At 34.4% G+C, this 15,572-nt stretch carries 8 protein-coding genes and 3 pseudogenes; 4 read left to right on the top strand and 7 right to left on the bottom strand.

Features of this window, described 5'->3' with window-relative positions:
* Positions 1–75: 75 nt before the first annotated feature.
* The 5 genes and pseudogenes from N7U66_RS19590 to N7U66_RS19570 all read right to left on the bottom strand — a co-directional run bounded on the left by N7U66_RS19590 (position 76) and on the right by N7U66_RS19570 (position 7,986).
* Positions 76–2,342 (bottom strand): annotated as a pseudogene (locus N7U66_RS19590) (aconitate hydratase).
* Positions 2,343–2,811: 469 nt separating this feature from the next.
* A pseudogene (locus tag N7U66_RS19585) lies at positions 2,812–3,767 on the bottom strand (AAA family ATPase).
* A 13-nt stretch (positions 3,768–3,780) separates the two neighbouring features.
* Positions 3,781–5,205, bottom strand: a complete 1,425-nt coding sequence (locus N7U66_RS19580) for a peptidylprolyl isomerase (protein WP_313791318.1) — start codon at positions 5,203–5,205, stop codon at positions 3,781–3,783.
* On the bottom strand, positions 5,189–6,043 hold the full coding sequence (locus N7U66_RS19575; RefSeq protein WP_267676599.1) for a peptidyl-prolyl cis-trans isomerase: 855 nt from the start codon (positions 6,041–6,043) through the stop codon (positions 5,189–5,191). Before N7U66_RS19575 ends, N7U66_RS19580 begins: the two co-directional genes overlap by 17 nt.
* Positions 6,043–7,986: a peptidylprolyl isomerase gene (locus N7U66_RS19570; RefSeq protein WP_267676598.1), complete on the bottom strand. Its 1,944-nt coding sequence runs from the start codon at positions 7,984–7,986 to the stop codon at positions 6,043–6,045. Before N7U66_RS19570 ends, N7U66_RS19575 begins: the two co-directional genes overlap by 1 nt.
* A 280-nt stretch (positions 7,987–8,266) precedes the next feature.
* Between N7U66_RS19570 and N7U66_RS19565 the strand changes: the two genes are divergently transcribed.
* The 3 genes from N7U66_RS19565 to N7U66_RS19555 all read left to right on the top strand — a co-directional run bounded on the left by N7U66_RS19565 (position 8,267) and on the right by N7U66_RS19555 (position 9,714).
* Entirely contained in the window at positions 8,267–8,848 is a 582-nt protein-coding gene (locus tag N7U66_RS19565; protein WP_267676597.1) for an SRPBCC family protein, read from the top strand.
* Positions 8,841–9,080, top strand: a complete 240-nt coding sequence (locus N7U66_RS19560) for a hypothetical protein (protein WP_267676596.1) — start codon at positions 8,841–8,843, stop codon at positions 9,078–9,080. Before N7U66_RS19565 ends, N7U66_RS19560 begins: the two co-directional genes overlap by 8 nt.
* A 151-nt stretch (positions 9,081–9,231) precedes the next feature.
* Positions 9,232–9,714 carry a hypothetical protein gene (locus N7U66_RS19555; RefSeq protein ID WP_267676595.1) on the top strand — a complete coding sequence of 161 codons (483 nt, stop codon included), beginning with the start codon at positions 9,232–9,234 and terminating at the stop codon, positions 9,712–9,714.
* A 756-nt stretch (positions 9,715–10,470) separates the two neighbouring features.
* Here N7U66_RS19555 and N7U66_RS19550 read toward each other — a convergent pair.
* Positions 10,471–12,690, bottom strand: a complete 2,220-nt coding sequence (locus tag N7U66_RS19550; RefSeq protein ID WP_267676594.1) for a tetratricopeptide repeat-containing hybrid sensor histidine kinase/response regulator — start codon at positions 12,688–12,690, stop codon at positions 10,471–10,473.
* Positions 12,691–13,370: 680 nt separating this feature from the next.
* Between N7U66_RS19550 and N7U66_RS19545 the strand changes: the two genes are divergently transcribed.
* Positions 13,371–13,988, top strand: a complete 618-nt coding sequence (locus N7U66_RS19545) for a hypothetical protein (protein ID WP_267676593.1) — start codon at positions 13,371–13,373, stop codon at positions 13,986–13,988.
* Here N7U66_RS19545 and N7U66_RS19540 read toward each other — a convergent pair.
* Positions 13,972–15,499: pseudogene (locus N7U66_RS19540) on the bottom strand (GH3 family domain-containing protein). The gene N7U66_RS19545 and the pseudogene N7U66_RS19540 sit on opposite strands and share 17 nt — an antisense overlap.
* Positions 15,500–15,572 lie beyond the last annotated feature (73 nt).

Below are 15,572 nucleotides of genomic sequence, written 5' to 3'. Positions count from 1 at the left end.
CCGCAATGAACAAGCATAAAAAAACTCCTGATCATTATATCAGGAGTTCTTCATTTATAGAATAAAAAGTATGTGTTATGCGTTTTCTTTTTTAATCAAATTCAACGCCGATCCTTCGTTATACCAGTCAATTTGAGCCTGATTATAAGTGTGATTCAATGTAATAACGTCTTTACTACCATCTGCATGTACCAGTTCAAGAGTCAATGGCTTATCCGGGGCAAACGCATTTAAATCTAAGAAATTAAAGGTATCATCTTCCTGAATTAAATCGTAATCACTTTCGTTGGCAAAAGTCAACCCTAACATCCCTTGCTTTTTCAAGTTTGTTTCATGAATACGCGCAAATGATTTTACAATGACTGCGGCCACCCCCAAATGTCTTGGTTCCATTGCTGCGTGTTCTCTAGACGAGCCTTCTCCATAGTTATGATCACCAACGACCACTGTTTTAACGCCAGCGGCTTTGTAAGCTCTTGCGGTATCCGGCACCCCTCCAAACTCACCATTTAATTGGTTTTTAACAAAATTAGTCTTCTTTCCAAAGGCATTGACAGCCCCAATTAAACAGTTATTAGAGATGTTATCTAAATGTCCACGGAAACGCAGCCAAGGTCCAGCCATAGAAATATGATCTGTAGTACATTTTCCAAAGGCTTTAATCAATAATTTAGCGCCTTTAATATCACTTCCAATAGGTTCGAAAGGTGTTAATAATTGAATGCGTTCAGAATCTTCATTTACCACGACACTTACACCTGTACCATCTTCAATAGGCTCAACATAACCAGCATCTTCTACCTCAAAGCCTTTAGGTGGCAATTCCCATCCTGTTGGCTCATCGAACATGACCTCTTCTCCATTTTCATTAAGTAAGGTATCTGTCATCGGATTGAAATCTAAGCGACCTGCAATAGCAATTGCTGCAGTAATTTCCGGAGACGCTACAAAAGCATGCGTATTTGGGTTTCCATCTGCGCGCTTGGCGAAGTTTCTATTAAATGAATGCACGATACTGTTTTTTGGCGCATTTTTAGGATCACTATATCTTGCCCATTGCCCAATACATGGTCCACAAGCGTTGGTGAATAGTTTCGCATTTAAATTTTCAAAAATTTGCAACAAACCATCTCGTTCTGCTGTGTAACGTACTTGTTCAGAACCTGGATTAATACCCAATTCAGATTTCATTTTTAAGCCTTTATCAATAGCCTGTTGTGCAATAGATGAGGCGCGTGATAAATCTTCATAAGACGAGTTTGTACAAGACCCTATTAACCCCCATTCTACTTGAATTGGCCACTCATTAGCTTTCGCTTTTTCTGTCATTTTCGCACCAACTGGTGTCGATAAATCGGCGTGAAAGGCCCATTTAACAAAGGTCCCAATTCTGATAGGTTTATTTCTATGACTTGATCGAAATACTCTTCCGGATTAGCATAAACCTCTGCATCACCAGTTAAATATTCCTTTACTTTATTTGCTGCATCTGCAACGTCTGCCCTATCCGTCGCGCGTAAATACCGTTCCATAGATTCGTCGTAACCAAACGTTGAAGTTGTTGCTCCAATTTCGGCTCCCATATTACAAATCGTACCTTTTCCTGTACACGACATTGCGGTTGCTCCAGGACCAAAATATTCAACAATAGCTCCTGTTCCTCCCTTAACGGTCAAAATATCTGCTACTTTTAAAATCACATCTTTAGGAGCTGTCCAACCCGATAATTTTCCTGTTAATTTGACACCAATTAATTTAGGGAATTTCAATTCCCAAGCCATACCAGCCATAACATCTACCGCATCTGCTCCACCAACTCCAATAGCGACCATTCCCAATCCACCAGCATTTACTGTATGAGAATCTGTCCCTATCATCATTCCACCTGGAAAGGCATAATTTTCTAAAACCACTTGATGAATAATACCCGCTCCTGGTTTCCAAAATCCAATACCATATTTATTTGATACAGAGGCCAAGAAGTCGAACACTTCGCTACTCACATCATTGGCACGTTTTAAGTCTGTTGATGCCCCATCTTTTGCTTGAATCAAGTGATCACAGTGCACTGTTGTTGGGACAGCTACTTTGCTTTTACCTGCTTGCATAAATTGCAATAAAGCCATTTGTGCTGTAGCATCCTGACAAGCGATACGATCTGGTGCAAAATCAACATAATCTTTACCTCTAGTAAACGCTTTGGTTGCTTTTCCATCCCAAAGGTGATTATAAAGAATTTTCTCTGAAAGTGTTAATGGTTTACCAACGACTTCACGAGCTGTATCCACGCGTTCTGCCATTTGTGCATAAACCTTTTTGATCATATCAATATCGAATGCCATAAATAATAGTTTAAGGTTGTGTGTTTAATTTAAGTTTTTACCGAAGTTTCGGTCTGCAAATTTACAAAATTCCGAAGTACTTTAAAAATATATAGAGAATGTCTGTAATCTTTGAATTATACTCATTAAAACAACACTAATTCATTTGCAATTTATTAAAATGATAATTTAAATATTGAAAAAACAGTAAATTAACAAGTGATTATGCTCCGTAATAGTTTAAAACTGAAAAAACAAAATAGAATTATCATTAAAAACGATAGCGTTTGCGCAGAAATACGCTAATATCTTAAACTTTTATTTTCTTGCTTATCAAGCTTCAAAAGAAAGATAATAGATACCACAATTGCTAAGTATTGAAACAACATTCCAACAGACCAATGTTGAATTTTTAAAAGTGCTCCAACTATAGTTGCTCTAAACAAATTAGAATTAAAATGAGTGGAATGCCTTAGTTTTGCATTTTTATTCAGAACAGTGATGCGATAATTTGCTCTTCTGTTACGCCTTCTGCTTCAGCCTTATAATTTTTAATAATTCGATGTCTAAGAATGCTTGTTGCTACCGCTTGTACATTCTCTATATCTCGGTGAGAATTTCCCGTTTATGGCCGCATGTGTTTTAGCGGCTAGAATTAAGTTTTGTGACGCTCTTGGTCCCGCGCCCCAATCGATATATTTGTTAACCAGGATCTGCAGCGGCATCTGTATTTGGTCTCGTTTTAGACACTATTGTCACCGCGTATTCAATAACATTATCTGCCACTGGAATTCTTCTAATGAGGTGTTGAAACTCTATAATTTCCTGAGCCGAAAATAACACATTTACAGAAGCCATAACATCTGTCGTTGTTGCTTTAACCACTTGTACTTCTTCATCAAAAGTTGGGTAATCTAAATTAATAGCAAACATAAATCGGTCGAGTTGGGCTTCAGGCAACGGATAAGTACCTTCTTGTTCAATGGGATTTTGGGTTGCTAAAACAAAATAAGGCAAGTCTAATTTATAATGGTGTCCAGCCACCGTCACTGCTCTTTCTTGCATGGCTTCTAATAATGCCGCTTGAGTTTTTGGAGGCGTACGATTGATTTCATCTGCTAAAATAATGTTGGCAAAAATGGGTCCCTTAATAAACTTAAAATTTCGGCTTTCATCGAGAATTTCACTCCCTAAAATATCGCTAGGCATTAAATCCGGTGTAAATTGAATGCGTTTAAAATTTAATCCTAACGTTTGTGCTATGGTATTTACCATTAAGGTCTTTGCCAACCCTGGGACACCTATTAACAAAGCATGTCCGCCGGAAAATATAGAAATCAATATTTGGTTAACGACTTCATCCTGACCAACAATAACTTTAGCTATTTCTTGCCTTAATGCTTTATACTTAGTTACCAGTTGGTTGATAGCGTTTACGTCTGACATGCTTTAAACTATATTATTTTTTTAACCAATTACTATTGAAATCGCAATCTTTGTAGACATCACTAATTTTAATGTAAGTATCCATTATTTTTTCTTCTTGCCATTTTGCAATAACATCAAGTCGTTTTTCACTTAAAGCCAATTCTTTAACTTTCAAATAATCTCTTGAATAATTTGCTTCGTGCTCATCAATCCTGTCGGTAACTGTCATAATTTTAAATTTGACATTTCCTGTTCTATCACGGTCTACAATGATTTCAGAAATCTCATTATTCTCTAAATTTTGCAGATGACCGTATAGTTCCGGATCTATTTTGGTTAACTCAAAATTATAGTCTTGAGTCGCTGGGTTTATTAACTGCCCCCCTTGAAACTTGGTTTCCAATTCATCACTGGATTCTCTTGCCGCCTCTGCAAAAGTAATATGTCCTTCTTCAATATTCTTCTTAACGGCTTCTATGCGGTCTTTAGCGCTCTTTACTGCTTCTTGAGAGACCTCCGGAATTAAGAGAATGTGTCTTACATCGTACTCTTGGCCTCTAATTTTTTCCGGATAAAGAATATGATATCCAAAGTCAGTTTTAAAAGGTTCAGAGATTTCGCCTTCCTGCATAGAAAAAGCAACTTCTCTAAACTCCTTAACCATTTGCGGTTTTTTCCTGTTTAACGTGTATAAGCCTCCATTCTTTTTTGAAGCCATATCGTCTGTATACAATACCACTTTAGAACGAAAATTCGCTCCATTCTCTTGAACATCGCGTTTAAAATCCTTAAGCTGATTAATGACTTTCTGTATGCCTTCCTCTGCCACTTCAGGCTCGATAACAATTTGCGCCACTTTTAATTCTGTACCAAAAGTAGGACGCTGCTCTTTAGTGATTTTATTAAAAAACTGACGCACTTCTTCAGGAGTCACTTCGACATCTTCTATTATTTTCTTTTGCATTTCTGCAGCTAATTTGTTCGCTTTGTTAATTTCGAACATTTCATCCTTAAGGCTTTGTTCGTTCTCTTTTTTATAAAATGTGAGGACTTCTTCTAACGAACCATTAAATTCTTGTTTAAATTGTTCCACCTGTTGATTAACATACGAGCGAATTTCAGCATCGTTAATAACGATACTATCTTGTATGGCATGATGGGCATACAATTTATCTTCTAAAAGTCTTCCAAATAATTCACATCTTGTATAAGTTTCAGCATCTATCCCTTGAGATTTTAATAATCTTGATGTTTTTTCAATATCAGATTCTAAAATAATGTAGTCTCCAATGACTGCAGACACACCATCAATTTTTACATTTACCAATGGCATAACAGAGTCCTTTTCTACTACTTTTGGTGTTTCGTCTATAATTTCTTGCGCTAACATTCCGGTAGCTACAAAAAGTATTAAGCATACTGCTATTAAGTGTTTCAAATTAATTATAAGTTTCAAATTGTTTATTTTTAATTGCATCTGTTGTGATGTCTTTTTCTAATTGTCTTATGAGCTCCAGTTTTCTTTTGTTGATCACGATTTGATCAATTGTGGGCTTTACATACTCTAAAGGCGCTGTTTCGTTTCTTAAAAGCACCTCGTTAATTTGCATCAAATATAGTCCTAATGAATCTTTACGTTGTATAAAATTAGATTTTTTTAACAGTTCATTTTTGTTCTCTGCCGTAATTACAGGAATTTTATTAACCGCTTGGCCTAATCGTATCCATACAGAGTCTTTAAGTGAGTAAGACTTAAACTGAATAGCTATAGAGTCTAACTCATGCTTGTCCTGTGCGGAGTAACGTTTAAATTTCATGGTGATATCCTCTAAATCCGGACGGTTTTCATCCACGTTAATATATCTGAATTTAATTAACTCTTCATTCAATTTAAAGGCTTCCTTATTCTCTTCATAATAAGCAGATGCCTCTTCAAGTGAGACCAAAGTATCTAAACTTTTATACACCAAAGCCTCCAAGTACGTTTTGCTATATAGATCGCTTTTATATTGCTCGACTAATCTGTCGAATTCTTCCTGCGTAGATTCTTCTAAATTTAACTCGGCACCTTGAACTAACAATTGTCGCGTAGCCCAGCGATTTATATAATCGTTTACTAAAATAGTACTATCGGCTTTTGTATAATTTTCCGGAAGAATTTTCAGGATGTCGGCTTCGTACAAATACGTTTCATTGACTCTTGCAACAGCGGCTTCGTCTTGAGCCGGACGAAAATAATCGCATGAAACAAAACTAATAAGCAATAGGATATATAAACTTAAATACTTCACCATTAGTTAAGCCTTCTTTTTACTGATTCTAAAACCTCTTGATTTACTTTAACAGCATATTTAGAAGCCAATTCTTTTAACCAATGCGCTTCTTTATATTCCTGATAATCACTAATAACCTTTCCTTTAGCTTCTTTAAATGTTTTTTGTGTTTTTGGAAGCACCTCCTCCACCTTAACTACAACATAAGCGTCATTGTGCTTATATATTTTAGACATCCCTGGCTTAAACGCTACAGCATCCGGGAGGGCCTGATGAGACGCTTCCATTTCACCTGTGGTAAAACTAACATGTATAATATTGTTGGTGTTTATTACATTTTTTATCTCTTCTATACTTTTATTTTCATCAAAAAGTTTGATTACTTTTTTAAGCGCTCCTTTTTTTGCTGAGGAAGCCACAATGGCCTTCACACGTTCTTTAAAAAAATAATTCGTCTCATGAGCGTGAAAAAAATCTTCTAACGCTAGGCTGTCTTTTTTGGCGGCATTCCAAATTTCACTTTCCATTAAATCAAATATTAGCAAACCATCTCTATACTCCTCAACAATTTGAGAAAATGCTTTATTCTCTATGATTAAGTTATCTTCTTGATATCTCAATAATTCATTATCTAAAAACGCCTTATATTCATTCTCAACTATAGCATCCACTGTATTTGCTGAATTGTTATTGCGCTGACTTTTCATTAAATAATTACCAAAATCTTCATAATACAATTGTTTGTCTTGGATTTTTACTAAGGGTTTTTTAGCTTCAAAACCTGAAGGCAAATTCCATCGCCTATTTAAATAATCTAAAGTCACAATGGTCTTAAAATAATTCAAGCCTTCACTATTTTCAACAATGGAGTAACGCGCTTTCAAATCATTTACTCGAGAATCATTTATAATTTTTGAACGTGAATCTCTTTTAATTTTGGATTCTAATTCTGCCCTCATATCTTTATAAGTCGGCATCGGTTTTTTGTCTATTAATTTAATAATGTGCCATCCAAAATTTGTCTTAAAAGGCTTTGAAATGGCACCAATTGCATTTAAACCAAAGGCCATCTCTTCAAATTCCAATGAACTTAACTCTCCGCCTGAAAAGGGTTTTAGCATTCCCCCCTTGGCAGATGAACTTTTATCTTGGGAAAACTGTTTAGCCAAAGCATCAAAAGCCTCTCCTTGTTTTAAACGTTGGTAAATTTCGTTTATTTTTATTTCGTCATTTGCATCGCTAGATGGGTTGTCTTTTAGCATGATATGGGCTACAGAAACTTCACCTCTCGAGGCTCTCTTGTCTATAACTTTAACAACATGGTATCCAAACCGCGTTCTAAACGGCATTGAAACTTCACCTATTTCTGTGTTATAGGCTGCGTTCTCGAATGGATACACCATTTTAAATGCAGTAAAATAACCCAGGTTTTCTGCAAAAAGGGTTTTACCGTTATGAACATCTTGTTGGACGGCTTCATAACCTTCTTCTAAAACGCGCTTTCTTAATTTCAAGATTTCATTATAAGCCGCTAAAGTATCTTTTGCCATCGCATTTTCATCAACTCTCACTAAAATATGGTCCGCATTTACTTCTAGCTTTAACCTTTCGTAAGCTTCCCTAATCAAAGTATCTGTTACTTTGCTGTCTGTTAAATAATTTTTAGACAATTGCTTTTTATAACTTTCCAGCTCTCTAATATAAGACTGCTTTTGATCTAACTTCATTCGCCTTGCCTCTGTTAGTTTGAGCTTATAATTTATAAACAGTTTTAGATAAGCATCCATCTCTTTTTGGGAGTCGTCCTTTACTAGGTCTAAATTCTTATTATAAACACGGAGAAATTCGTTGGCATAAACGGGTACGTTCTCAACGGTAAATAACACTTGATCTTCCTGGGCTTGCGTAATAAAAAACAGCCCGAAAAATAATGTAAAAAGGAATCCTTTCAATTGCAAATTCATAGATATCTCTCTGTTTAGTCAACATGCTGACCTTAAATAATCATGTATTTCATGTGATTACATGGTTAACATCTTGTTTATAGTGAATTATTTTTCAATGATGCAAAAATAACAATATTAGTCTAGAATACAAGTGTTATGCCAAACGATAAATAATACATTTTATTACTCAAATAATTCCTAAAGGACCGTCTTTATCACTTAATAAAAAAGAAAAGGAAACCACACCACATAACGTTTAATACATTTGGTCCCTAAATAGTGAAAAAACAATTGTTTATTGAAGTCGAGAAAGCTAAAGGTTATTCTCAATTACCCTGGAACTGTTGGAGATCAATTATTAAAAAAGAAGAACAAATTTATAGTGTATCTCTTTTTTTATATATTGCAAAAAAGCGATTATTTCATGAAATACACCTTAGAGATATTAGTTGAAATTCCATTACATGAATTTATTAAAAAATTTGATAATCACACCAACATGAAATATTGGCAACGTGGCTTAGAAAGTTTTGAACATTTACATGGAAATCCAGGACAAGTAGGCGCTCAAATGATTTTGAATTATAAATTTGGAAATCGCAAAATTGCTTTAACCGAAACTATTACTAAATCTAAATTTCCAAATGTGTTTCACGTTAATTATGATACTAAAGGTCTTCACAACATACAGCGAAATTATTTTAAAACAACGCCGGAAAATCATACGCAATGGATTAGTGAAAATGAATTTATACCCATAAGCTTTGCGATGCGTATGATGACCTTAATTATGCCTAGTGCCTTTAAAAAACAGTCCATGACCTATTTAACCGATTTTAAAAACTTTGCCGAGAAAGGCATTACCGTAAAGCATGCGTAAAATTAAACTGATTTGGGATTTTCGCGGGCCGGATGCCCTAAAAATTGCGGAGCATCATGACATTCACTTAAAACAATTTGTTGCAAGTCAAAATCTTGCAGTAGCTATCACTGGCTTTGAGATCATTAACGAACACCACGCCATTGCTTATCTCGTGGTAGAGGAAGCCGAAATGAAGTCTGTTAGAGACATTTTAAAACCTCACAGAGGCACCGTTTATCTTGATTCTTGAAGTACTATTCAACCTGTGTTTTTTAACCATTAAATTTACTTTTTATCGGTTTAATTTGCCTTTTGAAGAAAATTTTGACAAAACAGGTCTTTTATTTTGTTAATCATCCTAAATTAATGTATTTTTAACGAGCTATTTAAACCTAAATCTCATGAACAATTTCATTACACTACCACTTGCTGTATTGTACAGTTTAAGCATTAGTTTTCAGGCAGAATCTAATATTCGTTTAGAAAACAGCTCTTCTTTTGATGATATCAGCATTAATACTACCATCGACATTCCCGTTTGTGTAGAATCTTTTACCGACCCTGTAATTATTCATAATGCCGATATCGGTATTTTTCCAGGAGAATCTAATTCAGGAAAAACGTTTATACCAAGGACTAGAATAAGCCCAATTGCAATTCAGGAAAACATGGTTGTGACTGGTATAAAAGCTGCCGATGATGGTAAGCAGATACTAATCTATGCTAACCAAGGAAACATTATATTATTACCAAATAATTTAAATTCTTCTTTTGGCAATAGGATAGAGCAACATTCAAACATGATAATACAACGTGGTCAAGTGTTTGAACTCACCTATCGTGCCTCGATGAATAAGTGGGTAATAACTAACGATAATTTCTAAAAATATTTTAAACCTATAAAGTAAAAAAAATCAAGCTTAACGCTTGATTTTTTTTTTGCCGTATTTTTGGTTGGACTTTAATTTAACAGAATGTAATTGATAGATTAGAAAGCGCGTCCGCTCTAGACTTAATTATTAGCGTCCTTTCCTAATTATAGGTTCTCTAAATTAAAATGCATGCCCTGTGGGTAGCAATATAAATAAAATAGTGTCAACCTGCGCTAATATAATTACAGAAATCACCCCACAGAAAACACGCTTATCTGATAGTGAATTAATAATTTTATTATATACCCTTATACGCATTCTAATTGTCAATGACGCCGAGTTACCCCAAACAAAAAGAGAGAATAGTGAGATAATACTTTTAATATAAATTATACCCAAGCAGTAATAAATTGTTTAGCGTCATACCATTGATTTTTATTTTATTCTATTCATTCCATGAATACAACGACTTCAAATAAAGTGAACTGCGACCACCATGTGCGCTCCAATGAATGACATTTGATGAGCATTAATTATAAATTCATGCGACACTAAGTTCCTGCTATTTGCAATAAAACAGTAGTGTAAAACAGCGTCCAGATATAAACAGATAAACAATAATCTATAGGTAACTATGTATTAAATTTAAGGAATAATTAATGAGGAAAGTGCTTTATTAAAAACAGGGGTTTCATGCATATACACCAATAAAATTTAGTGTTTCAAATACTCATGAGCCTTAGAAACTCATATCTGATTCTAAACTAATTAAATATGTTTTAAAATGGTTTCGACAAAAACCAATTCATCATAGGGTTTTATAATAATATCACAAATTGTAGAATTTTGAATCGTGTCGCGCATTTCTTCAATTTCTACAGCTGTTAAAGCTATCACAGGAATAGTCGAATTAAACTGTCTTATGGCCTCTGTAGCTTCCAAACCATTCATTCCTGGCATATTGATGTCCATTAAAATTAAATCAATTTTTTCTTTCTTTACTATTTCAATAGCACTTTCACCACTTTCAGCCACTAAAGGTTTTGCCTTATATTTCTCAAGCATTTTTCGGGTAACAATTCTATTTATTCGATTATCGTCTACCACCAAAATAGTCTTGCTATTAATAGAGATTCTAGGTTGAAGCACCATCTCTTTAATAGATTTATAATTATCTTCGGAAATATCGTAGGTAAGCGAAAAACTCACCTGTGTCCCTTTGCCTTCCTCACTATTTAAAAAGATTTCAGAATCGTGTAACTCAATAAGTTTTTTAACAATTGACAAACCTAAACCTGTTCCATGATATTCCCCATCATTTGAAACTTGTGTAAACTCATCAAATATTACTTTTTGCTTGCTTACTGGAATCCCTATACCTGTGTCTATAATTTTAAAATTAAGTTGAGCACAATCACCTTCAACACTACTGGAGTCTATGTCTAAAGTTATGGTGCCGTTTTCGGTGAACTTACAAGCATTTCCTATTAAGTTGATTAGAATTTGAGATAATTTAACATCATCACCAATAATTATATTTGGAGTGTTTTTTGAAATATTCACCTTAAAGGTATTCGTGTTTTGAACCTTTAAAAACTCAAAAGATTTCATGATACCCAAAACAAGATCCTTTAGATTAAAAGTCACTTTGTTTAAGCTGTTTTCTCTTTTAGCATCGAGTTTACTTATTTGTAACACATCATTAATTAATGACAACAAATAATCGGCTGAAAATTTTAGAGATTTAACATCTTCCTTATGTTTATATAAGTCCTCATCATCCATTAATATTGATGATAATCCTATGATACCATAAAGCGGCGTTCGTAATTCATGACTAATATTTGTAAAGAATAAACTCTTAGCATTGGCTAATTCTTCACTTTTCTCTTTAGCTATTAAATATTTAACATTTTCTGATTTTAAATCATTCAATAGTTTCTTTCTTTTAAAGTAAGACACTAACAAAGACATTAAAAGTAAAATTAACGCACTGGACCCAATGAGCACCCACATTAATATCTTTTCATTCTTTACCGCTTCCTGTTCAATTAACAGCGTTTGTAGCTCGCCTGCTTTTAACTCCTGTTTATATTGTTCAATATTAAATTTAGCTGTTACCGTTTCTACCGCTTCAATCTTATCTATGTCGTATTTTTCTGTCTTGTATTGGTCTAGGTCTTGTTGAAGATCAAAAGCCTTCTTATAGTTTCCTAATTTATACTCAGACAGAGCATAATAAGTATACGCCTCTATTAATCCGTCTGTATAGTTAATTTTTGCAGAAATCTCAATCGCTTTTTTAAGATGGTCGATCGCCAATTCCGGTTTGTTTTTGAGATATAAAAAGCGTCCGTAAATTTGCTCATAACCCGCTCTATAGGGTTCTGCCTTCAGAGTCTGAACGTATATTCCAGTTTCTGATACATGTTGTTCTGCTTTATCAACCGACTCTTTATCTAAGTACAATTCTGAGATATTATAATTTAAAATAAATAATCTTATGGTATCTTTTAATTTTTTAGCATAGGGTATAACTGTTTTGTATGATGAAATAGCCCTGTCATAATCTTCTTGATAGATATAAACATTCGCTAAGTCAATACTAGCACCTAAATAACTTGACGAGTCTTTTCGGATTCGAGATTGATACAGTTGTTTTATAAATATTTTTTTTGCAGCTACTGTATCATTTATTTCAAGAAAGGCATTTCCTAAAATACTTGATATGCTTGCAATACCCGAGTAATATTGTATTTGTTCTGCTTTTTTTATAAGGGCATTACCTTCATCAATCGTTGTCGCATAATCTTTTGCGTAATAACTCTTTCGCAAAACATGTTTTATAAGAGAATCAATTGATACCGGACTCACGTTGGTTTCAATTTCAGCAAATTGTTTTGTTTTTGAATATTCGTAATCCGTTTGGGCGAAATAAATAACAAACTGAAAAATTAGCGATATTGTCAGTACAGTTCTTTTACTCAAGGTAATTGGTTTATAAGTAGGTTAGCGATTACAATAATAAAAATATATTTCGTAACTAACTAAAAATTAAGCGTCTAAATAACAAAATTTATTGTTGTTTTTTGAATGCACCTTTACTAAACCATTTTAGTACATGTCTGATATACAGTATTATATTTTTTAAATACCCGATATTTTTACCATAACAAAAGTCTTTTACAGAGTTTCAGCATCTTTAACTCAAGAGCCTTAAAGTGGTTTAATTTATCACTTCAGAGAGATTTAGTGTGATGCTTTTAAAAGCCAGCAAATTTTTAACCCACTAAACGTTACTCTAAAAATCTCCGGAAATTACAGGGGTCTTTTCATCGTTTATAAAGTAAAGTAAGGACCATTTATAAAACAGGGCTCAATAGAAGCTAAAAAACAACTGCTTTAGACAAACAAAACAATTAGAAAGACTTATATCTACCGCTCATATACACTTTTATTTAGACATTCTTTACCAGTACAAAAAAAAGGATGTTATATAGCCCTTCGTGGCACAGGTTGCGACCTTATATCCCATTGAGGAGGTAGCTACTATTTAATACCAAAGTATCTATTTACAGCTTGATTCCTGCATATAGTTTTACTATGTATGTTAAATTATTTTGCTAAATAGTTAAATAGTTTCCCAAGTGACACTGATTTATTAAATTATGGACGATGAGACTCATACTAACACTATATTTATTAATGACAACTACTGCCTACACACAAAACAAAATCCCGAATCTATAGAAAATGAAGTGAAAATCGCACTTTCATACTATCCCGAATTGGAAAATACAACAATACGTTTTGAATTTAAGAAGGAGATTAAAAAGTCGACTATGCAGGCACAACCAGCATTTAGTAGTTTTTTTAAAAGAAAAAACAAACGTAAATACAACATTTTCATTAGTGAAACAGTTAAAATATCCGGCGAAACGTACCTAACTAAAAAGCTACCTACCGAGGTGCTAATAGGCTGGTTAGGCCATGAATTAGGCCACATCATGGATTATAGAAACCGTAGTAATTTGAACTTAGTCTGGTTTGGAATTAAATATTTATTTTCAAAAAACCACATCATTGAAGCCGAAAGAGCAGCAGACACTTTTGCTGTTAAATGCGGAATGGAGCATTATATTTTAAAAACCAAAGACTTTATACTAAACCAATCTGATATAGATGAAAAATATATTGCCCGCATTAAAAAATTCTATTTGTCACCGGAGGAAATAATGGAAATAATTAAGCAACGGGATTTAAAATTAGCTAAAGTTTTGAATTAACAAAATCTTCCCACGCTTTAAATTTATCTTCCCCCATAACGCGTTCCATTTTAACTTGTCCTCCTTTTTTCTTGTTGGCTCCGTTCCAATCGTAGAAAATAGCAGGTGTTATCACAGTTACTTTAACGCCTTCTAATGCTTTCCCTCTTGCTACTTTATAATTTTTATTAGCGCTTTTTAGAAAATCATCTAAAGCCGCAACAAGCCTGTCATTACTTACTTTTAAATCCTCTGAACCTAAGTACCAAGTATGATAGAACCCATCGTCAAAACGTTTGGCGCAAAGGGTATACTCCGGAATGGTCGTATTAAATTGTTCCTCCGGATGCCGAATGGCTTCATCTAGTTTGTTAACCGATAATTGTGAACCCACCGTATTTAAAAAGAATTTTGTTCTCCCAGTAATCTTGATTTCGGCACGTGCAACATCGGTAAACTCAATAGTGTCTCCTATTAAATAACGCCAGGCACCACTAACTGTACTAATAATAAGCACATAGTCTTGATTTAATTGAACGTCCTTAAGTGTTATACTAGGCGCATCAGGAATTAACGAACCGTCTTGATTAATATACTCTGGTTTAAAAGGCACAAATTCGAAATAAATGCCACCATCTGTAACCAATTTCATCGCGTCAGTTTCTCGGTCTGCTTTGAAAGGCTATAAAGCCTTCAGACGCTAAATACGTATCGATAACAGTCACTGGTTTTCCTAAAAGCGCATTAAAACTCTTTTCATAGGGACCAAATGCCACGCCTCCCGACGTATACACTTGCAAATTAGGCCATACGTCATGAATATGATCTACTTTATGATAACTTATAACTGCTTTGAGCATTAATTCCATCCAAGAAGGAATTCCGCTTAGGGCGCCAATATCCCACTCTTTTGCGCGCTTCGCAATGGTTGCCACGCGTTCATCCCAATCTCCAATTCTAGCAATATCTTCACCAGGCTTGTAAAACCCTTTAAACCAAAAAGGAATGTTGCTAGCCGTTATTCCGCTAATTTCACCTTCTAAATGATCATCCTTCTCTATTAAATCTGTAGAACTCCCCAACATCATGGCTTCTTTACTGAAAAAATCGGCGGGTAAATCAAAATTACTAAGCGCTGTAACCTGGCTTATTCCCGCTTCCTTAATAGCAGCGATCATGGCATCCGTAACAGGAATACGCTTACTCGTCTTTCCTGTTGTTCCGGAACTCAAGGCAAAGTAAGACGGACTTCCTGGCCACGTGACGTCTGTTGCTCCTCGATGTAGCTTGCTCCACCATTTCTCGTTAATTTCATTATAATCAAAATAGGGTATCCGCTTTGCGAATGCCTCTGATGGAATCTCTGATTCGAGTAGTGCTGAAAAGTCATACGCTTCGCCAAATTTTGTGTTTTTAGCTGTTTCTAATAACGTCAATAACAGCTTTTCTTGAGCCTCTACAGGATTGACTTACGGTGTTAAAGTGTCTTTTAGATTAATTGCGCCTTTAATTATATTTCCTAATATTTCCATTTCAATATTTTTTTTGCTCTAAAAATAATAAGTCTTAACTTCTCTGCCTTAAAGCCTATATTTGATGAGACGT

Source organism: Lacinutrix neustonica (assembly GCF_026625145.1).
GTDB classification, from domain to species: domain Bacteria; phylum Bacteroidota; class Bacteroidia; order Flavobacteriales; family Flavobacteriaceae; genus Lacinutrix; species Lacinutrix neustonica.
Note: the sequence above shows the minus strand (reverse complement) of the source record. Positions and strands in the feature narration are given on the sequence as shown.